The following is a 19,900-nucleotide window of genomic DNA, read 5'->3' on the forward strand; positions in this document are numbered from 1 at the left end:
AAGGAATCGTCAGATAGCTGGGCATAGCAAAGGGGGAGCAGCCGAATAAATGTTCCAACCTGGAGGGGCCAGCGGATAAAGCTGCGCGTTTTCCTGCGCCACCCGCCGTTCGAGCGCAGCCAGTATGTCCTGGGTCGTCGTACAGAACTTTGGCCAGTCCTTGCCGATCTGCACATCCGTCCATGCCGCCATATATTGGCTGAATGCAGACGAGAGCTTGCCCATCTCCTTCTGAAACCGGTCCGCTTTTTCCTGAGCCGCGCGGTCGCTATGGCACAGCATGGAGGGATAGAAATGGCCGTCCTCTATGGCCAGATGCGCCAGCAAAAGCCGGGCCAAGCGCCAGCGTATGGCTGACACCGGTTTGGGCGTGGAAACATCGCCGACTGCAATGCGAAGCTCATTCGCAACGGCCATGATGCTGTCGTGCTGGTCTCGTAGCTCGGCGATATTCATAAACTATCCAACCCCCCAAGCCTGTTTTTAGAAACAACGGCTCGTACAATTCATCGCATTGAATAGATTACAAAAAAGTAAAGACGCCACCGTAATGAACGGCAGCGTCTTTTTACATCAAACGTAGAATGTAAGGGGCTGGATCAACCTTGCTGATCGGCCCGCGATGCACCCTTGCCATCAAGGTTCTGAGCAACGAATTCCCAGTTTACTGCATTCTTCAAAATGGCGCCGGCATAGTCCGGACGCGCGTTGCGATAATCGATGTAATAGGCATGTTCCCACACATCCAGAATGAACAACGGCGTATCGCCATGTGCGATCGGACAATCGGCGTCATGGTAGGACGTCACTGCCAACTTGCCATCCTTGAGGATGAGTGCCGCCCAACCGCTGGCAAAATGCCCCACCGCTTCAGCCTTCAGCTTGTCGAGCAATGCATCGACCGAGCCGAAGCCATCGTTGATGAGCGTAAGCAATTCGCCGGTCGGCTCCTGCTTTTCCGGGCTGAGGCCCAGCCAGTAAAAGCTGTGGTTCCAGATTTGACCGACCTGATTGAATAATCCGCCCTTCGACGATTTGATGAGGTCGACCAGCGACTTGCCCTGCAATGCAGGATCGGCTGCTACCAGCTCGTTTGCCTTGGTCACGTAAGCGTTGTGATGCTTGCCGTGATGATAGTCGAAGGTTTCGGCAGAAATCAGATCGCCAAAGGCGTCCTTGGCATAAGGAAGTTCGGGAAGTGCAAAAGCCATAAGAGTCTCCTTGGAATTTCTGAATGTCACCCGACCAACGCTAAAAACGTGATAGGCCCACAGTGGTAATCGGTATGGAGGGAAGGTATTTCAAGCGAAATAAAGTATTGAGAATCGTTCTCAAAAGTTGCCGAAAAGAATATCTGCGGTCAGGCTTCGATATTCGCAAGCGCGCCGAGCAATCCGTGCTTTTTCAAACAGTGCCGCAATTGATCGTAACTCAGGCCCAGCCCCTTGGCCGTCGCACGCTGATTGAAACGATAACGCGATAAAGCGCCCTGCAAAATTGCGACTTCATGCGCGTCCATAGCGGCTTTTAGATCGGTCACTTCATAAGCCGCGACCTGCGGCGCGGCTTCTGGAGTCGGGGCATCTTCCGATACCTGCGCGACTTTCTTTACCGACTGGCGCGATATGTTGGGCATCGCCACCGGTCTCCATGGCGATCCGAAGGGATCGAACACGATGCGGTCGATAGAGCGTGTGGGTTCGTCCCATCGATACACAGCGCGCTCCACCACGTTGCGCAGTTCGCGCACGTTGCCGGGCCAGCGATAAGCCTCCAGCTCCGCCATCGCGGGCGCCGCGAAGCCGGGCCATTGCGGCCACCCCAATTCTGCCGCCATCTTCCGCCCGAAATGATCGGTCAGCACCCGCACATCTCCCTCCCTGGCGCGCAGGGGTGGCAGTGTGATGACTTCAAACGAAAGCCGATCGAGCAAATCCGCACGGAAACGCCCCTCCTCCGCAGCCACAGGCAAATCCTCGTTGGTCGCCGCCACGATCCGCACATCGACCCGGATCGGCCGCGACGCCCCAATGCGCGTTACCTCACCATATTCGACTACGCGCAGAAGGCGCTCCTGCGCCGCCATCGACAGCGTCCCCAACTCATCGAGGAACAGCGTCCCGCCATCGGCTTCCTCAAACCGTCCCTGCCGCGTCCGCGTCGCACCGGTGAACGCGCCTGCCTCATGCCCGAACAGCTCCGCCTCGATCAGCGTTTCGGGAAGCGCCGCGCAGTTCATGACAATCAACGGCTCACCCCAGCGCAAGGACAGGCGATGCAGACGCTCGGCAATCAGTTCCTTGCCGGTGCCTCGCTCCCCAATCACCAGCACCGGGCGATTGAGTTCCGCTGCCCGTTCGGCCTGTTCCACGGAATCGAGAAACGCGAAGGACTGGCCGATGAATTGGGTGTTTTGCTCCATGCACTAAACTATGGCGAAAAATCCCAATGTTTCGCAAGTGAAATATGCCAACCGAGTGTGCCAACAGGTGAAATTCCGCAGAAATCCGCCATTTCTGAAAACTGGCACGGCCTCTGCAATACTATTGGCAACCCGCCAAACAAACGGCGGAACGACATGAAGGCCAAGTTTCAGGGAGAACCCCAATGTTCAATATCAAGCAAATCAGCCAGCACCTTTCCGTTGCCATCTGCGCCGTCCTGTTCGGGTCCACCATGGTCCTGAGCGCCGTCGGCCCCGCCCGCGCCAATGAAACCGGCGCAGCGATCCACAGCATGGCTTCTGAACAAACCCCCGGAACCGTCCGTTATCTGGCGTAAGCGGTTCCAACACCCCGCCGGGGTGGGCATCGCCCCCACCCTACCCACCCCGGCACCTTTCGAATAATCATCAGGAGTAGATCACGATGGGCATTTTTTCTCGAACCCGCGACATCATCGCTGCCAACGTCACCGACTTGCTCGACAAGGCAGAAGATCCCGCAAAGATGATCCGCATGATCATCATGGAAATGCAGGAAACGCTCGTCGAAGTCCGCGCCGGCGCAGCCCGCACCATCGCGGACCAGAAGGAAATGCGTCGCCACATCAGCAAGCTGGAAGCGCTGCAGGAAAGCTGGACGGAAAAGGCACAGCTTGCCTTGTCCAAGGATCGCGAAGATCTCGCCAAGGCCGCTCTGGTTGAAAAGCAGAAGGCCGCAGATATGGCCGATCAACTCAAGTCCGAAATCGTCGTACTCGACGATGCGCTGCGCGCTTCGGAAGAAGACATCGCCAAACTGCAGGCCAAGTTGCGCGAAGCCCGCGCCCGCCAGAACAGCCTCGCCACTCGCATGGAAAGCGCCGAGACCCGCCTGAAGGTCCGCGAAATGTATGCTGGTGAAAAGGTGCAGGACGCCTTTGCTCGCTTCGATATTCTCGAACAGCGTGTCGATTTCGCCGAAGGTCGCGCCGACGCGATGAACCTGGGCGGCACGCCGCCGACGCTGGAAGAAGAAATTGCCGCGCTCAAGTCGAACGACAAGATCGACGCCGAACTGGCTGCCATGAAGGCCGCACAGCAGAACGCTTCTGGCACCGGGGAAGGCTGATCCAATGGAAGACATACTTGTCCCCATCGTGGTCGTCGGCATCCTCTTCCTGGGCCTGCCGTGGGTGATCTTCCACTACATCACCAAGTGGAAGACCTCCGCAACGCTCACCAACGAAGATGAAGCGATGCTCGACCAGATGCACGAAACCGCCCGTCGCCTCGATGATCGCCTTTCGACTATCGAACGGATCATCGCCGCCGACAATCCCGATTTCCGTCCGGCGCGCCCTGCGGCCGCCGATGACGACTACAGCTTCGACCGGAGGAACTGACATGACCGCTCGCCGCACGAAATTCTACCTCGACAAGCAGAACGCCAAATGGAGCGGCGTCTGCGCCGGGATCGCCGACTATACTGGGATCGACGTCATTTGGGTCCGCATCGGCGCAGTGCTGGTGACCCTGATGGGTGCCTTCCCCTGGACCCTCATCGCTTACGGTATCGCCGTATGGCTGGCCGAGAAGAAGCCGCAAGGCCTCTATCAGGATAAGGAAGACGCCAAGTTCTGGCAGGGGGTCCGCAGCAATCCAGCGCGCAGCACTCGCGACGTGCGGTCCAAGTTCCGCGACATTGACCGTCGCCTCGCCGACATCGAGGTATACTACACCAGTCGCAATCAGCGCCTGTCCGATGAGATAGAAAGCCTGCGCTAAGCCGCGGCGACTAACAGGGGAGTTGAGACGATGAGCTTTGCAGGACCATCCTTCATAATCGCCATCATCGCGATATCGACGCTGGGCTGGATGTTCACCACATGGGTCCGTGCCCGCCATGGCTATCCGGTTGAAAATGAATGGGCTGGCACCGTTCATCGAAACGACCCCGACGCCGATCGAAAAATCGCGCTGCTGACCGGAGAAAATGAAAAGCTGCACGGTCGCATCGGCCACCTTGAGGAACGCATCGCCGTGCTGGAACGGATCGCCACTGATCCTGCCACCCGCACCGCCCGCGAAATCGACCCGCTGCGCTGAAGCGAAGCAAGGGAGACGAAAATGTATGAGGACAAGATAGCTCTTTTGGGAGCGGTGTTTCCGATAATAGCCATCGCTGTGACCGTGGGTGTCGGCGGGTGGGTAATTACCACCTGGATGCGAGTGAAGCACGGCTACCCTCTCGACGGTGCCTGGGGCCAAGCAGTCTACCCCAAGACCAGCGACGAATCGATGGAGCGGATCAAGCTCCTGAGCCAGGAAAACGCTCAACTCCGCGCTGAACTGGGATCGATCAAGGATCGCCTCGCGGTGGTGGAACGGATCGTGACAGATGGATCGCACAGCCTGACTCGTGAGATCGAGCAACTGCGCGGTCCGGCGAACTAACCCAAGCAAGAGGAGGTTATCATGGCCGCAACGTGGATCTGGGTACTCATTCCCTTGGGTGCATTCGCCGTAAAGGGGTTCAAAAGCTGGCTGAGCCTGAAGGAACGGCAACTCGAAATGCAGTCGCATGAAACTGCAGAAAAAACCGCACAATATGCGGCGCAAACCGAACGGCTGGAACAGCGTGTCCGCGTTCTGGAACGGATCGTCACCGACAAGGGCGTCGATCTATCCGACGAAATTGAAAGACTGCGTGACGCGCCGCTGAACTGAGCGCCGCTCACGGGATATCAACGCGCCCATCCGCCCCTGCACATCAGGTGGATGGACCGAGCAAAAGGGAAAAGCACAATGCAGGACCCAGTTTTCTATCTGACCATGGCCATGGCGGGGTTGTCCGCCGTCGCAATCGTCGCCATGACGTTGCTGCGCGGCTGGAATGGCTGGCTCGACCTCAAAAGAGCCGAGTTGCAACACCATCCTATCGAACCCGCGACGCCATCTGTCGGCAATCGCATCGAAGTTGCCGACCTCAAGGAACGCATCCGCAAGCTGGAAGCCATTGCTGCCGGGGTGGATCTATAGCCGACGCAGTGTTTATATAGTGGGCTAACGCGCCTTTCCCGCGCGTGATTTTCCCCTATATCGGCGGGCATGACACAGCCCCCCGCCCCGCTTGCCGATCTGCTCGAAGAATATGAATTTCTCGATGCCGACGACCGCTATCGATTGCTCATCGATCTGGGCAAGGGTCTGGAAGACATGCCCGACCCGCTAAAGACCGACGCCACCCTTGTGAGGGGTTGCTCGGCCGCCGTGTGGGTCTATCCCATCGCCCGTGATGACGGAACGCTGCACTTTCTGGCGGACAGCAATGCGGCGATCACCAAGGGCATTATCGCGCTGGTCCTTACGACCGTGCAGGACAGGCCGGCAGCGGAAATAGCGGGGACGGACATTGCACAGTCCCTTGCTCCGTTCGACTTGCGTAACCAGCTCAGTTCCAACCGGACGCAAGGCATTCCCAACATGATCGCGTTGATCCGCGAAACGGCTATGCGATACGCGCAAGCCTGACGAATGCCCTTCATTTCCGTTAGGGCAGCGGTAAAATGAGCGCTTGCGCCTTTTACGACGCTATGTGATCCTCTCTCGACTAAACGCCTCACAAGAAGGCGCTGGATGAGGATGTGCCGATGCGCTTACCACTGCTTGCCCTGGCCCTGCTCTGCGCTACTCCTGCGATTGCGCAGGGGCCAGCATCTGAAACCTGGACAACGACCTCTGACACCGTGCGCTCGCAAGCTGCCGGGATCGCTTTGCCGCAACAGGCAGGAGCGTTGGCGCTGGTGAAGACCGGAGAGATTTCGGACTATGGCTCAGGCATCAACAGCTATGCGCAATATGCCTCGGCGGATAATGTCGTTCAGGCGACCGCGTTCATCTACAAGCCGGGCTTCGCAGACACCGCGTTGGCAGCCGTCGCCACGGAACGCGCCATTTTCGAACGATTCGGCCCGACGACCCGACGCGCCTCGCAACAGGTCACGGACGCTGGCGGCCATGCAAATAGCGCACTGAGCACCCTTTATACCGGTGCCGCCGATGGCCAGCTCGTCCTTGCCGCGGCGTTCGTGCATGCCGGTGGCTGGATCGTCAAATTGCGCGTCACTGCAACGAGCGATCGGCAAGCCGACGTGGAGGCCGGCGTCAATGCCATGCTCAAAGGCCTGTCGTTCGACACGCCGTCGGCATTGCAGCGCGCATCGGCTGTTGATCTCAAAGCCTGCGCAGTCGACAGCAAGGCACTCTGTCGGCTCGGCACAATCAAAGTTGACGACGCGACATTCGATGTTCTGCAAGTTGCGGATGCGAACGCCAATGGATCGGTGGTCATCCCCATCGATGACGCTGGAGCATTACTCCGCTTCGATCGAGTTGCAGGCAGCCAAGGCTATGCTTTGACCCGCTATGGACTGGACAGCAGCACTGCTGTGGGACGTTACCCCGCTTTGCCGGATTCGAGGCAAATGGCGGCAATAATCGACGGTAGCGATCAAAAACTGGCGAAGGGCGACGAACCCTCTACCACCACCGTGCTGCGCGAATCCGTGCGCTAGATCTGCTCGACCTAAATCAGATAGCCTAGCTCAAATATTCCCCACCGACGTCCGTTCACGACCAACGGGACCATAACGCTCCGCAACGCGCGATACTGTCCATCGCCCAGATCCTGCCGGTAGGTGAACAGGAAGAAATCGCCTTCGCTATCGAGAGCCCGACGTGTCTGGTTGTCCATGAAAATCTGCCGATTTCGCGCGTTTTTGAGATTCCACTGACGCTCCCCCGTTTTTTGCGGCAGGCTTCTGCGGCTGATATGCGTGGGCAAATGGCCATTCATGTCCGTCAGGCAGCACCCCACTATCGTCGTGTCCTTTGCCGTCCACGCATCCAGGATCGGCCGGATATGTCGATCCGCGAAATCGACGAAGCCGCTATGATATTGAACGGGGTCCGTACCAGCTATCGGCTTGTAAGCCGTATCGAACAGGTCGGCAGTACGCAGGGTCCCACCCTCCAAAGCACTGGATATCCGTTGCAACGCCTCGGCCGCCGCGTCTTCGGCCATTGCAATGTACGCGCTGTTTCGAGTGGGTGCTTTACCATGGGCGACCTTGTTGAGCATGTCGTTCGCCCTATGCTCCAGATCGTCCAGGCGTAACCGCGCAGTATCCGCGCCCGATGCGTTGCTATGCGCCGACTGCGCAAAATGCGCTAGTTCATCCCGCAACATGGCCGCATCGACCCCAGCGGCGTCCGTGCAATGAACGATGGCATGGGACCGCTCCTGAAACTGCACCACCAGTCCCGAAAAATCCGCCATTACGATGCGCAGATCGTCAATATGATCCCCCGCATCATGTCCGAGGGCGATGTTCGATTCCACGCCCGAGATCAGCATCCGCGCGTCATTGTCCAGTTGGCGCAGCGTTTTCCCGACCGAGTGCGAAGAATCCCCCGCCTTGGTCGCCAACTTGCGTATTTCGTCGGCTACCACTGCGAAGCCCTGCGTCGCGGCTCCACCGCGCGCAGCCTCGATTGCGGCATTGACCCCCAAAAGCCGCGTCTGGCGGGCTATCGCCGACAACTCGTCGGACACGCTGCCGACCATCTCGATGGTGTTCAGGAAGCTGCGGAGTTTCCCTTCCAACCCCGTCACATGCGCGATCAGCGCCGATACTTCATCAAGGGAACGGGATGCCGCCTTGTGACCATCTGCCACGATCTTTTCCGCACGATGCGCTGTGGTCCGCAATTGCTGCGCCGCCACACCGGATTCCTCATGGGCCGCTGCAAGCGATGCCATTGTCTTTTCGAGATCGGCGAGGCGACCGATGTCATCCTGAATCGATCGGTTTAGCTGATTGAGAAACCCCGCGGTCTCGCTGCACTGCAGCGCGATATCGCCCGATCGCTCCCCTAAATCGGCCAGCAAAACGTCTTCTTGCAAATCAAAGCCCCCGCTTTGCAGGTCCGACGTTGGAATCGTGGACGAAACTGAATAGTGCGTTATTCATCATGCAATGCAATACTTAATGTTGCGTTTGCGAAATGCACCCGCCTGTTCAATGCATGCGTGGTGTATTAGGGTCACCGATATGTTTTTCTCCTTTCTCGACGAACTGCGCGCCGCGGGCATTCCAGCAGGCGTAAAAGAGCATCTGGTGCTGCTCGATGCGCTGCAACGCGATGTGATCGCGCGGCGGCCCGAAGAGTTCTACTATCTCGCCCGCGCGACCTTCGTGAAGGATGAGGCGCTGTTCGATCGCTTCGATCAGGTCTTCTCCCGCGTCTTCAAGGGGCTGGAAAGCGATTATGGCGTTGCCCAAGCCGACATTCCGGAGGAATGGCTGCGCGCCATTGCGGAGAAGTATCTCAGCCCCGAAGAGATGGAGAAGATCAAGTCGCTGGGCGACTGGGACGAGATCATGGAGACGCTGAAGAAGCGTCTGGAGGAACAGCATGGTCGCCATCAGGGCGGCAGCAAGTGGATCGGCACCGGCGGCACATCGCCCTATGGCAATGGCGGGTATAATCCCGAAGGCGTGCGGATCGGCGGCGAAAGCAAGCACAGGCGCGCGCTGAAGGTGTGGGAACAGCGCGAGTTCCGGAATCTCGACAGCACCAAGGAATTGGGCACCCGCAATATCAAGGTCGCGCTGCGCCGCCTGCGCCGTTTCGCGCGCGAAGGGGCCGCCGACGAGCTGGACATGGACGCCACCATTCGCGGCACCGCACGGCAAGGCTGGCTCGATATCCAGATGCGCGCCGAGCGCCGCAATGCGGTCAAGCTGCTGCTGTTCCTCGACGTCGGCGGATCGATGGACCCGTTCATCACGCTGGTCGAGGAACTGTTTTCTGCCGCCACCGCCGAGTTCAAGAACCTCGAATTCTTCTACTTCCACAACTGCCTGTACGAAGGCGTGTGGAAGGACAACCGCCGCCGCTTTGCCGAGCGCACCCCGACATGGGATATCCTCCACAAATATGGCCATGATTATAAAGTCGTGTTCGTCGGCGACGCGGCCATGAGCCCTTATGAGATCACCCAGCCCGGCGGCAGCGTGGAGCATTTCAACGAAGAACCGGGCGCAACCTGGCTCCAGCGCATGACCAACACATACCCGGCCAGCGTCTGGATCAACCCCACGACGCAGCAGCATTGGGGCTATAGCCAGTCCACGCAAGTCATCCGCCAACTGATGCACGACCGCATGTATCCGCTCACGCTGGCGGGACTGGACGATGCCATGCGCGAGCTGACCCGCAAGCGGTGATGACGCCGCGTTTTTCGCGGAAAGCCTCAAAGGCCTCACTACGTCACCCCCCAGTTGCATCCTTTGGCTCGGTCGATGGACGCTACAATGGGGTGAGGAAAGTGCGCGCAGAGTAACCTGAACATACGGGCCAGCCGGTCCCCCGTGGTCGCGTGCAGCTTTGGGGCGCTGCTGCCCATTGGACAATACCCGCTGCGTAATAACCTCAGCATCAATGCCGCCCTATGCCACCCGGCTGGTCGACCCGAAGGGCCGAGGGGTTTCAAGGCATGGACGGGCCTGCAGGGCGTTGGCCTGGAGTATGGGCCGGGTGTAGCGGAGACGGTTGCGTGTAGGACAGGGGAAATTGGTGGGGATGGTAGCCTCCTTCTCCATCGTCACCCCAGACCTGATCCGGGGTCTCGCTTTACTTGAGATGCTAAGGAAGAAAGCGGGATCCCGGGTCAAGCCCGGGATGACGGGGGTGATGGGTGCTTAGCGACCAAATATGACTTTGAGGCCAATCTATGATGTTATTCATAGCGGACAGACGGCTGCGCAATTAAGGTCAGATATGGCCAATTCTGAGCATGACCCTCGATCGATCTCGGCGCTTTTCGAAGCGCTCCTTCAATCCGACGATGACGCCGCATGGGAGGCTGTAGCGGCGCTCCACTGGCGGGGAACGAAAGAGGTGCTCAACAGGGCAATCGCCCTCATCACATCTGTTGATCCCATCGTGCGCAGCCGAGCTGTTGGCGTTCTCGGACAGCTTGGCGTTCCAGAGCGGACGTTCCCAGACGAATGTTTTTGCGCTTTGCTTCCGTTACTTAATGAGGAAATCGAGCCCGTAATGATGGAGGCAATATTTGCCCTTCAACACATCGACCGTGTGCGCGCCGCTTCTTACGTCACCCCTTTGGCCGATCATGAGAATGAAAACATCCGCTATGCCGTCGCGTTTGCGCTAGGCGCAGTGGATACACCGGAAGCCAACGCAACCCTTTTGGCGCTCATGTCTGATCGTGATGCAGAGGTTCGTAATTGGGCGACTTTTGGTATCGGGCAGCAGAGTGATGCCGATACAGACCAAATACGGAGTGAATTGGCGGCCCGATTGACGGACGAGGATTCCGATGTCCGCTATGAGGCAATTATTGGATTAGGACGTCGCCGCGATAGGCAAGCGGTAGGATATTTAAAGACTATCTTGCATAATGACCCCGATGACATTTTCGCGCGGGAAGCTACCGCGAAATTGTTGGGTATGGACGATAGTGGCGAACTAACAACGAGCGAGTTGCTCGGTGCCCTTCAACGGTTCCAGAGATGGAGTGGCAATGGTGGCCCACCTCACATTTGACGTCCGGTTTCTCCACTGCATGAACTAAAAGCCGACTGTTCACTTCCCACCCATACTCACCAATCTGCATCCTACCCCACCCGTCGCCCGGTCCACACCACGCGGCCGACAATATCCACCAGCGCGGGGTCGATATCGGTCCAGTCGGGATAATGCGGATTGTCGCTGAGGACGGAGAAGCGGCCTCGCTTTGGCCCCATTGCCACCCGTTTTACCATCAGCATGTCGTCGAGGCGCAGAACGTATATGCCGTCGCGCAGGCGGGGGGCGGCGTCGGCGCGGTCGACCATGATGTCGTCGCCATCGTTGAGCGTGGGGGCCATCGATTCGCCATCGACGCGAATGATCGACAGCCCCTCCCCCTTTACGCCCATCGTCCGCAGCCATGCAGCATCGAAGGCGAAGGCGCCCGACGCGCGTTCATCGTCGTCCAGTGACCCTGCGCCCGCCGACGCGCCGAGCGCCAGCCGCGGCACCACGACGACGGCAGGGGTTGCGCGCTTCCGGCTGAGGCTGACGACCGGCGTATCCTCCGGCCCGCCCAACACGCGCTCTTCCACGCCGAAATAGCGCGCGAGGACACGGCGGTCGGCTTCGTCCAGCTTCCGGGGCGTCCCGCGTTTGATATATTGCTGAATATAGGCGGGGTTGCGACCGATCAAGCGGGACAGCGCCTCATAGCGTTCATGCCGTTCGGCAATCAGGCGATCGAGCGCAGCGCGGGCAGCAACATTATCCATATTTTGCATATAGCGGCAGGATTTTTCCTAGACAAGTAGGAAATTGCCAATGAAATAGGAAAAACCCTATCCGGTTTCGACTCGTTGGCGAGTGGGTGCCGGGGCAATGATGGAAGGAGATTGTCGCCATGCACCTGCTACGCCGCGTCGAAAAATTCTTGAGGGAGCATGACATCCCGCCGACCCGCTTCGGGCGCGAAGCCGCGCGCGATCCGCGCCTTGTCCTCGACATGCGCAGGGGACGCGAACCGGGCGCCCGGATGACGAGGCGCGTAGAACATTTCATGAACATTTATGCAGGAGGGCAACCGCAATGAGCCAGTGCCTTCCCGTTTTCCCCGGGCCGCGCGATCCGTCCCGCCGCTTGCTTCGCAGCATTATCGAAATGGCCGACCCCGACACGACAGGCATTTGCAGCGAAATCATCCCCTGGGCGAGTGCGCTGTATGACGGGACGGTATGTTGTATGACGCTTGAATTTGCAGGCGCGGATGCAACGGCGCGAGCAGACGATATGGCGCGTCGATTACCTGAGGCGGAATTTCACATCAGCGGGTACATCGTCTGCGAAGTAGCGGTCGAAGGCAGCGTGGTTGGGGCTGGGGCTGGGGATGCGCAAACGCATTTCCTCAACCTTGCCGTACTGATTATTACCGACAGCGGCGTTTAGCGCCCCGTCATCTGCTGCAGCGTGCCAAGGGCATCGCGCAGCGCCTGATCGACCTCCGCATCGACATCGCCACGCACCGCAACGCGCGGAACAGGCGGGATATCGGCAAGGACGCGCGGTTCGCTTGCGACCTGCGTCGTCGATATTCCACCGGTTTCTGCCCGGATCGTTTCGATCTTTTGCGTGGCGGCGGCAGCCTGCGCCAATGCCCGGCGGCGAGCGATGCCGCGCTCGAAGCGATCGGCGAGTTCCGCAATGCTGAGCGTGTCGAGCGGCACACGAGCGACGATCGGCTGTGCTTCCACCGCTGCGTCCTGCGGCAAGGCATTGATGGCTTCGGTCAGGATCGCTCGGTCGTCCAGCGGTTCGGGCGCGTTGGGCATCACGAGACCGTCTGGCGCATCGAACTTTGCGGCGGCGGGTTCGGGTTGAGCCACGATGGCTTCGGCCACATCGTCGACGAACATACCGGACGACATATCAAGAGGGTCATGGACATCGGCAACCGCCGCAGTTTCCCTGGCGGGCGAGAGGGCGAAGATGTCCGCGCCTTCGAAATCACGGCTGGCGAAGATCGGGCGACGGGCCGGCGCATCGGGGTGCGAATCCGCGCGGCGCAGGACCGGCAACGGATCCGCCAGATCGGAGCCAGCGCGTTCGCGGTGACGCCCACGCGTAAAGCTGGTCAGTTTCGACAATGCAAAGCCCATCTTGCTTTCCTTCGGTTCGGATTCGGTATTCAGCCAGTCGTTGAGGCCCGCTTGCTCGGCCTCTTCTTCATCGTCCTGTGCGGCCACGCGCGGGTTGAGCGCGAGCGACACGCCCATGCCCAGCAATGCTGCAAAGCCCGCCATCGCGGCGCGCGCGGTGAAGCCCAGCGGCGGGGCTGCGGCGGGGATCGTTTCGGATATGCCGGTGGATGCCACGACCAGTTCGATCAGCGGGATCGGCACCGACAGCATGGCGAGCGCAGACGCGCAGCCTGCGAACAGCGTCATCAGGCGACGCTTGCGCCTGGCGTGCGCGATCTCCCGGCGGGTGCTCATGCGGCCCGCGCTGCGCGGTTGTCCGACAACAGCCGGTGATAGACAGGCTCGTAGCGCATGACGTTGGATGCCCAGTTGCGTTCGCGCTCGACGAAGCGGCGGGCGACGGCGCGGCGGGCGTCCCAGTTGCCTCGGTCGGCGAACATGCGATCGAGTGCATCGGCGATGCCTTTTGGATCGTCGGGCGGGAACAAGGTGCCGGTGACACCGTCCTCGATCAGTTCGCGGTGACCGCCGACGCTGGACGCGGCGACCAGTCGCCCCTGCGCCATCGCTTCGAGCGGTTTCAAGGGTGTCACCAGTTCGGTGAGGCGCATCGCTTTGCGGGGATAGGCAAGGACATCGACGAGGCTGTAGTAATTTTCGACCTGATCGTGCGGCACCCGGCCGACGAAAACGATGTGATCGGCAACGGGAGATGCCGCCGCCTGCGCGCGCAAGGCTTCTTCGCGCGGTCCGCCGCCGACGAGCAGCAGCTTTGCCGTGGGGCGAAGCGCGACGAGCATGGGCATCGCGGCGATCAGATCGTCCAGCCCTTCATAATCGTAGAAGCTGCCGATGAAGCCGACGACATCTGCATTGTCGAGGCCAAGGCTATGGCGCAGCGCAGGATCAGGTGGAACGGGCGTGCCAAACATGTCCATGTCGACGCCATTGGGCGATACAGTGATCTTGGCCGGATCGACACCGCGGGAAATGAGGTCGTCCTTCAACCCCTGACAGATGACGATGACGGCGTCGGACGCGCGCACCGCGCGGCTTTCGAGCTGTTTGGTCAGCCAGTATTTCGTGCTGCTTTCGGTGCCAGTGCCGTTGCCCACGGCGGCATCTTCCCAGAAAGCGCGAATTTCATAGACGAACGGCAATCCATGCTGCCGCGCGACGCGCAAGGCTGCGATGGCGTTGAGCACCGGCGAGTGTGCGTGGATGAGGTGCGGTTTCCATTCGCGGGTCACGGCATCGGTTGCGTCGGCCAGCGCGCCGATTTCACGCCACTCGCGGATGATCCCCTGCCCCGGCGTAATGTCGCCTGGTGTGCGGTGAAAGGTGAGACCGTCGATGATCTCGACATCCGGCCCCTGCGCCAGATGCCGGCGCCCGGTGACGCCGCGCACATTCCACCCCTGCGCCATCTGCGCCCGGAGGATGGCGCGCGTGCGGAAGGTGTAGCCGCTGTGCAACGGCAAGCTGTGATCGAGAACGTGAAGAATCCGTGTCATTGCGCATTGGATTTGCCGTAAAAGGATTAACGTCGCGTCAACCCCGATCGGCTAGTCCGGTTCGCGATATGCAACGGACGATGCACGCGCAGTGATCGACACTTTTTCCCTGCTGGTCAGTCATGGGCTGATCCTGCTGGCGTTGTGGCGCCTGCTGTCGCGTAAGGATCTGGATCGCGAATCGCCCCAATCCAGCAGCCCGGAGAAAGGCGCGCCCGATGCGTGACCTGTTCTTCGTCATTTACCTCGCCGGGTTCTTCGCACTGGGGCTGAAGCGACCGTTTCTGCTGGTGCTGGCCTATGCCTATATCGACATCGTTTCGCCGCAGCGTCTGTCCTATTTCCTGCTGAACAGCATCCCCATTTCGGCGATTGCGTTCGGGCTTGCCGTGCTTGGCTGGCTGATCGCGGATGACAAGGCGGAGTTGCGGCCTTCGGTGCGGCAGATACTGATGCTCACCTTGTTGAGCTGGTGCGCCTATACCACCATGAACGCAGACTTTCCGCTGGAGGCGATGACCAAGTGGGACTGGGTGTGGAAAGCGCTGATCTTTGCGATATTCCTGCCGCTGACCTTGCGCACCCGGTTGCGGATGGAGGCGCTGGCGGTCGTGCTGGTGCTGTGTGCGAGTTCGATCATCATCACCGGCGGTATCAAGACATTGTTGTCGGGCGGCGGCTATGGCGTGCTGAACCTGATGGTGGCGGACAATAGCGGCCTGTATGAAGGCAGCACCATTTCGACGGTCGCCATCGCGATCATCCCGCTGATCCTGTGGCTGACGCAATATGGCACGATCTTTCCGCCCGACCGCTTCACCAAGCTGTTCGGCTGGGCGCTGTGCGGGGCGTGCCTGCTGATCCCCATCGGCACGGAGACGCGCACCGGACTGCTGTGTATCCTGCTGCTGGGCGGAATGATGCTGATGCGGACGCAGCGGCGCTTTCTCTATGGGGGGATGTTGGGAATCGCGGCGGTGGCCGCCGTGCCGTTTCTGCCGTCCACCTTCACCTCCCGCATGGACACGATCGAGAATTATCAGGCCGACGAGAGCGCCTCGACGCGTGTCGCGGTGTGGCAGTGGACCTGGGGCTATGTGAAGGACAACCCGGCAGGCGGCGGGTTTGACGCCTATCTGGGCAACAGCTTCCGCTATGAAAAGACGCAGATGGTGGGGCCACCGGGCGCACAGACGCTGGAACGCAACGTGGTCGTCGACAAGGGCCGCGCCTATCACAGTGCCTATTTCGAGATGTTGGGGGAGCAGGGTTTCCCCGGCTTCCTGCTGTGGGCGCTGATCCACGGGCTGTCGCTGGCGCGGACCGAATGGATCAGGCGGCATTACTTACGTCGCAACGATCCGACGAAAGCATGGGTCGCGCCGCTGGCACTGGCGTTGCAACAGGGGCATCTGGTCTATCTGCTGGGCGCGCTGTTTATCGGCATTGCCTATCAGCCGTTCATCTTCATGCTGCTGGCGTTGCAGATCGGGCTTTCGACCTATCTGGCACGGCAGCGCAAGCATGAGGAGACTGTCCCCATCTTTGCGCCGCGCGCTCCGAAAGGCGTGACGGCATGAAAGGCGAGTTGCGCAGCCTGACCGCCGCGAGAGGCATCGCGGCCTGGCTCGTGGTGGTCTACCATATCCGCAGCGGCGCAAGCTGGGCGCCTGCGTGCCTGATGGATTTTGCGCACAAAGGCTATCTGGCGGTCGACTTCTTTTTCCTGCTGTCTGGGTTCGTCATCTATCTGTCGGCGCATCGTGCGATGCTGCGCGATGGAACGGCAGCCATCGGCCCGTTCCTTTCGCGTCGTTTTGCGCGCATCTATCCGCTGTATGCCTTCATGCTGGCACTGACGGTATTGTTCGTTTTGGCCGTGCAAGGAACGGGCGGAAGTGCGGACGGCTATCCGTGGGGCGAATTGCCGCTGCATATCGCGATGATCCAGAATTGGGGGCTGACCGACACGCTGACGTGGAACCATCCGGCATGGTCGATCAGCGCAGAAACCGCTGCTTATCTTCTGTTCCCCCTGCTCGTGCTGGGGACACCGATTGCAAAAGCGTCTCGCCCGCATCTGCTGGCAGGCATGATCCTGTCGCTGGGCCTGCTGGCCCTGATCCTGCATCTGGCGGGTGAGACCACATTGGGACATGACATTCCCCGCTTCGGCCTGATCCGTTGCCTCACCGAATTTGCGTGCGGCGCGATGCTCTGTGCGTTCTGGATGCGCGGGCCGGATGGGGAGCCATATGCGTTCGTCCTGTCGCTGGCGGGGGTAGCGATGTTCTGGGGGCTATGGGCGACAGGCCTGTCGCGTGAGATATGGGCGTTTCCAGCGGGAGCCGCCTGCCTGATCCTCAGCCTTGCGCACGCATCGGCTTTTACGCGCAATCCGCTTCACTGGAAGGGGTTCCAGATTCTCGGCGAGATCAGCTATGCGACCTATCTGTCGCATTTCATGCTGTATATCTGGTTCAAGATTGCCTTTGTCAGCGATCCGCGCGCTGTGCCGCCGATGCTGATGCTGTCTTTCCTTGGCTTTACATTGGCGGCGTCTTTCCTGCTGCATCACTGGATCGAGAAACCGGGGCGGCAGTGGTTCGCGATCCGTAACAATCGCCGCCAGCCGCTGGGTACCGTGCGGAACGAAGCCCGCTGAGGGCCGTTCGTCTCGCAGGGACTGGTCGCTGCCACCAAAGCGCGGTAGGCGATCAGGCATCCGACAAAGACTGACCATGTCGCACAGAGGAACCGCATGACTGCCGCCGCCAAATCCACGCCCAAGGAACCTTTGGTCGAAATCAACGCGCAGCCGCCAGACATCGACCATGTGGTCCGCAGCACGTCGCACTGGTTCGAGCTGCATGGTATGGAGATATTGATTGCGGCGGGCGCGGGCTTTCTGATCTATCTGGCGCTGGGCGGCATCAAGCGGCTGGCGCAGAAGCTGCGCGACCGGGAAGGCGACGCTACCAGCCTGATGAGTGTGATGGGCCGGGCATTCTCCCGCACCACGCATTTCTTCATGATCATGGTCTCCGCGCGGTTGGTGGCGGGATACGCCAATCCGCCCGACATGCTGCTGCGCACGATCCAGTTCCTGTTCACTGTCGCAACGGTGTTTCAGGGCGCGATCTGGCTGCGCGAAATCATCCTTGGCCTGATCGAGCGCAAGACCGGCGACGATAATGGCAGCGATACGCTGAGCAACGCGATGGGCATCATCCGGTTGCTGGTGACCGTGGCGCTGTTTTCCATCGCGATCATCGTGGTGCTGGACAATCTGGGCGTCAACGTGACCGGGCTGGTCGCGGGTCTGGGCGTTGGCGGCATAGCCATCGGCCTGGCCGCACAGGGCATATTTTCCGATCTGTTCGCGGCGCTGTCGATCATCTTCGACAAGCCTTTTCGCCGGGGTGAGACGATCAATTACGATCAGACGACGGCCACGGTCGAGCGCATTGGCCTGAAAAGCACGCGCCTGCGCGCGGTTACTGGCGAGAAGAAAGTGATTTCCAATGCCAATTTGTTGCAGAAGGAAATCACCAATTATCAGCATCTCGACCACCGGCGGATCAAGTTTGCACTGGGCCTGATCTATCAGACCGACCCCGATCTGGCGGAGCGCGTGCCGGATATCCTGCGCGAAATCGTGGAGCAACTGGACGGTGTTTTCGTCCGTTGCGGCATGATCGCCTTTGGCGCGAGCAGCATCGACTATGAAGTCGAGTTCGACGTGTATCTGCCGGATTGGGACGCGATCTACAAAGTGCGGCACAAGGTCGCGATCGCGATATTGAAGCGGTTTCAGCAGGAAGGTCTGGAATTTGCCTATCCGACGCAGACCAGCTTTACCGCCGATCCGAACGGCAAATTCGTCATGCCTTATCCCAAAGTCATGCCCGTGAGTGACGTGAACGGATAGAGACTTGGCGGTTTACGCCATGCGTATGCTGAGCAACCACTGGTAGCTGAGCGTGCGGATCGCGCCGCGCAGCATCTTGGTTAGCTCCCGCCCTTCAACGCCGGGGCGACGCAAGGCAGCCTGTAACTTGTGCAAGGCAACCAGCAGGGCTTCGGTGCGGAGGATGGCATCCGGCGATGCGCCTTCACGGCGCAGCTTTTCCAGCGTGCGCCAAAGGGATGGGATCGTGCCGGGTGAGACATTACCGGGGCCGGTCGCTGCGTTGTCCAATGCTTCGAACACAGGCGCAAGCCAGTGTTCGTCCATCAGCGCAATTATCGCCTCGCCATCAGCTTCAAATCTGGAACAAATCAACACGCCCCGTTCCTCCCCCATGCAACCTATGCATTCATTATGGTAAACAGAGAGTTAAGCTGGTTTTGTTTCAAAATCGCTGAACGACACGCCGTTCATCCACGCACGGGATGTCCGTAGCAGCTCCGCAGCGCGCGCGTTGAGATCGGGGAAAGTGTCGCGCAACGCCTTCGAGCGTTCCTCGATAGCAATCGGCAGATCGGGAGCGAGAAGATCGGCGATGGCGGCGAGCGGCAGCCCGCCCTTCCCCATTGCAACCCGACCGTCGAGGGCTTCTTCGAGGATCGCGGCGGCATCGGCCGGGTCCGCGCCCGGATCGGGCGCATCGCACAGTTGCGCGTAGCTTATCCATTCGCGGGGGACGGCGGCGATATCGGCCAGCGTGCCGCCGGAGCGCCGCCAGTGCAGGCTGTCGATCAGCAGGCCACCCACCGGCGAACCGATCTGGCGCAGGATGTCGCTCGCCTGATGGATGGTCTTCACTTCGGTGAAGATGCCGAATTCCAGATTGATGCGGATGTCGCCCCCCGTGGCATGATCCATCAGCACCGCCAGCTTGTCGCGCGTTGCCCCGGCATCGGGGTCGCTGCTGACGCACAGGACGTTGCGTGCGCCGAGGTCCATGCCGATGTCGACGATGCGCAGATGGTTGGGGTCCAGCGGGCCAGGTTGTATCCAGACAACCTCGACATCGAGCAGCTTTAAGCCCGTGTCCGAAAGAGCGGCGCGCACATCGCGCGTGGTCTGCGGCGTCCATTGGTCCGCCTCGATCCACATGCCACCATAGTCGAAGCCTGCCTTTGCGGCGGCCTCGACCAGTTGCAGCGGCGTGGCTTCGGGCATGATCCCCGCCGCCATCGAAAGAGGATGGTGGCGGGCCATC

General features: G+C 60.0%; 27 protein-coding genes. 18 read left to right on the forward strand and 9 right to left on the reverse strand.

The window, feature by feature from the left end:
- Window positions 1-9: 9 nt before the first annotated feature.
- The 3 genes from QMG56_RS06640 to pspF form a co-directional block, all read right to left on the reverse strand.
- Window positions 10-456, reverse strand: coding sequence for a hemerythrin domain-containing protein (locus QMG56_RS06640; protein ID WP_230188707.1), 447 nt, complete (start codon window positions 454-456; stop codon window positions 10-12).
- A 143-nt stretch (window positions 457-599) separates the two neighbouring features.
- A complete protein-coding gene (locus QMG56_RS06645) occupies window positions 600-1,211 on the reverse strand; it encodes a superoxide dismutase (RefSeq protein WP_281821799.1) in 612 nt (203 codons plus the stop codon).
- Window positions 1,212-1,360: 149 nt separating this feature from the next.
- The gene (pspF, locus tag QMG56_RS06650) at window positions 1,361-2,422 is read right to left on the reverse strand and encodes a phage shock protein operon transcriptional activator (protein ID WP_230188705.1); all 1,062 of its coding nucleotides are present in this window, start codon (window positions 2,420-2,422) and stop codon (window positions 1,361-1,363) included.
- A gap of 185 nt (window positions 2,423-2,607) precedes the next feature.
- Here pspF and QMG56_RS06655 point away from each other — a divergent pair, with 185 nt between their 5' ends.
- The 10 genes from QMG56_RS06655 (at window position 2,608) to QMG56_RS06700 (ending at window position 6,996) form a co-directional block, all read left to right on the forward strand.
- On the forward strand, window positions 2,608-2,781 hold the full coding sequence (locus QMG56_RS06655) for a hypothetical protein (protein ID WP_281821801.1): 174 nt from the start codon (window positions 2,608-2,610) through the stop codon (window positions 2,779-2,781).
- A gap of 86 nt (window positions 2,782-2,867) precedes the next feature.
- Complete coding sequence (gene pspA / locus QMG56_RS06660; RefSeq protein WP_281821802.1) at window positions 2,868-3,551, forward strand: phage shock protein PspA; 684 nt, start codon at window positions 2,868-2,870, stop codon at window positions 3,549-3,551.
- 4 nt (window positions 3,552-3,555) lie between these two features.
- Window positions 3,556-3,825: an envelope stress response membrane protein PspB gene (gene pspB / locus QMG56_RS06665; protein ID WP_230188702.1), complete on the forward strand. Its 270-nt coding sequence runs from the start codon at window positions 3,556-3,558 to the stop codon at window positions 3,823-3,825.
- A gap of 1 nt (window position 3,826) precedes the next feature.
- Entirely contained in the window at window positions 3,827-4,207 is a 381-nt protein-coding gene (gene pspC, locus QMG56_RS06670; protein ID WP_230188701.1) for an envelope stress response membrane protein PspC, read from the forward strand.
- A 30-nt stretch (window positions 4,208-4,237) separates the two neighbouring features.
- A complete protein-coding gene (locus QMG56_RS06675) occupies window positions 4,238-4,528 on the forward strand; it encodes a hypothetical protein (protein ID WP_281821804.1) in 291 nt (96 codons plus the stop codon).
- Window positions 4,529-4,549: 21 nt separating this feature from the next.
- Window positions 4,550-4,876, forward strand: a complete 327-nt coding sequence (locus tag QMG56_RS06680; protein ID WP_230188699.1) for a hypothetical protein — start codon at window positions 4,550-4,552, stop codon at window positions 4,874-4,876.
- Between the two features lie 21 nt (window positions 4,877-4,897).
- Window positions 4,898-5,149: a hypothetical protein gene (locus tag QMG56_RS06685; protein ID WP_230188698.1), complete on the forward strand. Its 252-nt coding sequence runs from the start codon at window positions 4,898-4,900 to the stop codon at window positions 5,147-5,149.
- Between the two features lie 78 nt (window positions 5,150-5,227).
- A complete protein-coding gene (locus QMG56_RS06690; protein WP_281821806.1) occupies window positions 5,228-5,461 on the forward strand; it encodes a hypothetical protein in 234 nt (77 codons plus the stop codon).
- A gap of 69 nt (window positions 5,462-5,530) precedes the next feature.
- On the forward strand, window positions 5,531-5,953 hold the full coding sequence (locus QMG56_RS06695) for a SufE family protein (RefSeq protein WP_230188696.1): 423 nt from the start codon (window positions 5,531-5,533) through the stop codon (window positions 5,951-5,953).
- Between the two features lie 119 nt (window positions 5,954-6,072).
- Window positions 6,073-6,996 carry a hypothetical protein gene (locus QMG56_RS06700; protein ID WP_281821807.1) on the forward strand — a complete coding sequence of 308 codons (924 nt, stop codon included), beginning with the start codon at window positions 6,073-6,075 and terminating at the stop codon, window positions 6,994-6,996.
- 11 nt (window positions 6,997-7,007) lie between these two features.
- Here QMG56_RS06700 and QMG56_RS06705 read toward each other — a convergent pair whose 3' ends face one another.
- Complete coding sequence (locus tag QMG56_RS06705) at window positions 7,008-8,372, reverse strand: methyl-accepting chemotaxis protein (RefSeq protein ID WP_375713656.1); 1,365 nt, start codon at window positions 8,370-8,372, stop codon at window positions 7,008-7,010.
- 163 nt (window positions 8,373-8,535) lie between these two features.
- Here QMG56_RS06705 and QMG56_RS06710 point away from each other — a divergent pair, with 163 nt between their 5' ends.
- Both QMG56_RS06710 and QMG56_RS06715 read left to right on the forward strand, forming a co-directional pair.
- Entirely contained in the window at window positions 8,536-9,714 is a 1,179-nt protein-coding gene (locus QMG56_RS06710) for a VWA domain-containing protein (RefSeq protein ID WP_281821809.1), read from the forward strand.
- 553 nt (window positions 9,715-10,267) lie between these two features.
- Window positions 10,268-11,056, forward strand: a complete 789-nt coding sequence (locus tag QMG56_RS06715; protein ID WP_281821811.1) for a HEAT repeat domain-containing protein — start codon at window positions 10,268-10,270, stop codon at window positions 11,054-11,056.
- A gap of 71 nt (window positions 11,057-11,127) precedes the next feature.
- Here QMG56_RS06715 and QMG56_RS06720 read toward each other — a convergent pair whose 3' ends face one another.
- Window positions 11,128-11,796: a S24/S26 family peptidase gene (locus QMG56_RS06720; protein ID WP_281821812.1), complete on the reverse strand. Its 669-nt coding sequence runs from the start codon at window positions 11,794-11,796 to the stop codon at window positions 11,128-11,130.
- 128 nt (window positions 11,797-11,924) lie between these two features.
- On the opposite strand from QMG56_RS06720, the gene QMG56_RS06725 reads away from it, so the two are divergent.
- Both QMG56_RS06725 and QMG56_RS06730 read left to right on the forward strand, forming a co-directional pair.
- Window positions 11,925-12,113, forward strand: a complete 189-nt coding sequence (locus tag QMG56_RS06725; protein WP_281821813.1) for a hypothetical protein — start codon at window positions 11,925-11,927, stop codon at window positions 12,111-12,113.
- Window positions 12,110-12,466 (forward strand): hypothetical protein, encoded by a 357-nt coding sequence (locus QMG56_RS06730; RefSeq protein ID WP_281821814.1) that lies wholly within the window; start codon window positions 12,110-12,112, stop codon window positions 12,464-12,466. Before QMG56_RS06725 ends, QMG56_RS06730 begins: the two co-directional genes overlap by 4 nt.
- On the opposite strand, the gene QMG56_RS06735 is transcribed toward QMG56_RS06730, so the two are convergent.
- Together QMG56_RS06735 and QMG56_RS06740 are read right to left on the reverse strand one after the other, a co-directional pair.
- Entirely contained in the window at window positions 12,463-13,512 is a 1,050-nt protein-coding gene (locus QMG56_RS06735; RefSeq protein ID WP_281821815.1) for a hypothetical protein, read from the reverse strand. The genes QMG56_RS06730 and QMG56_RS06735 overlap by 4 nt on opposite strands.
- Window positions 13,509-14,732 carry a TIGR04063 family PEP-CTERM/XrtA system glycosyltransferase gene (locus QMG56_RS06740; protein WP_281821816.1) on the reverse strand — a complete coding sequence of 408 codons (1,224 nt, stop codon included), beginning with the start codon at window positions 14,730-14,732 and terminating at the stop codon, window positions 13,509-13,511. The genes QMG56_RS06735 and QMG56_RS06740 overlap by 4 nt, the downstream gene beginning before the upstream one ends.
- Before the next feature lie 91 nt (window positions 14,733-14,823).
- Here QMG56_RS06740 and QMG56_RS06745 point away from each other — a divergent pair, with 91 nt between their 5' ends.
- The 4 genes from QMG56_RS06745 (at window position 14,824) to QMG56_RS06760 (ending at window position 18,663) form a co-directional block, all read left to right on the forward strand.
- Window positions 14,824-14,958: a hypothetical protein gene (locus QMG56_RS06745; RefSeq protein ID WP_281821817.1), complete on the forward strand. Its 135-nt coding sequence runs from the start codon at window positions 14,824-14,826 to the stop codon at window positions 14,956-14,958.
- Complete coding sequence (locus QMG56_RS06750) at window positions 14,951-16,312, forward strand: putative O-glycosylation ligase, exosortase A system-associated (RefSeq protein ID WP_281821819.1); 1,362 nt, start codon at window positions 14,951-14,953, stop codon at window positions 16,310-16,312. Before QMG56_RS06745 ends, QMG56_RS06750 begins: the two co-directional genes overlap by 8 nt.
- Window positions 16,309-17,397 (forward strand): acyltransferase, encoded by a 1,089-nt coding sequence (locus tag QMG56_RS06755; protein WP_281821820.1) that lies wholly within the window; start codon window positions 16,309-16,311, stop codon window positions 17,395-17,397. Before QMG56_RS06750 ends, QMG56_RS06755 begins: the two co-directional genes overlap by 4 nt.
- A 96-nt stretch (window positions 17,398-17,493) precedes the next feature.
- Window positions 17,494-18,663 carry a mechanosensitive ion channel family protein gene (locus tag QMG56_RS06760; RefSeq protein ID WP_230188680.1) on the forward strand — a complete coding sequence of 390 codons (1,170 nt, stop codon included), beginning with the start codon at window positions 17,494-17,496 and terminating at the stop codon, window positions 18,661-18,663.
- 12 nt (window positions 18,664-18,675) lie between these two features.
- Here QMG56_RS06760 and QMG56_RS06765 read toward each other — a convergent pair whose 3' ends face one another.
- A complete protein-coding gene (locus QMG56_RS06765) occupies window positions 18,676-19,020 on the reverse strand; it encodes a hypothetical protein (protein ID WP_281821821.1) in 345 nt (114 codons plus the stop codon).
- A gap of 51 nt (window positions 19,021-19,071) precedes the next feature.
- On the reverse strand, window positions 19,072-19,899 hold the full coding sequence (locus tag QMG56_RS06770) for a sugar phosphate isomerase/epimerase (protein ID WP_281821822.1): 828 nt from the start codon (window positions 19,897-19,899) through the stop codon (window positions 19,072-19,074).
- Window position 19,900: the final 1 nt, after the last annotated feature.

It is taken from the genome of Sphingobium sp. BS19, assembly GCF_027925545.1.
Lineage (GTDB): Bacteria > Pseudomonadota > Alphaproteobacteria > Sphingomonadales > Sphingomonadaceae > Sphingobium.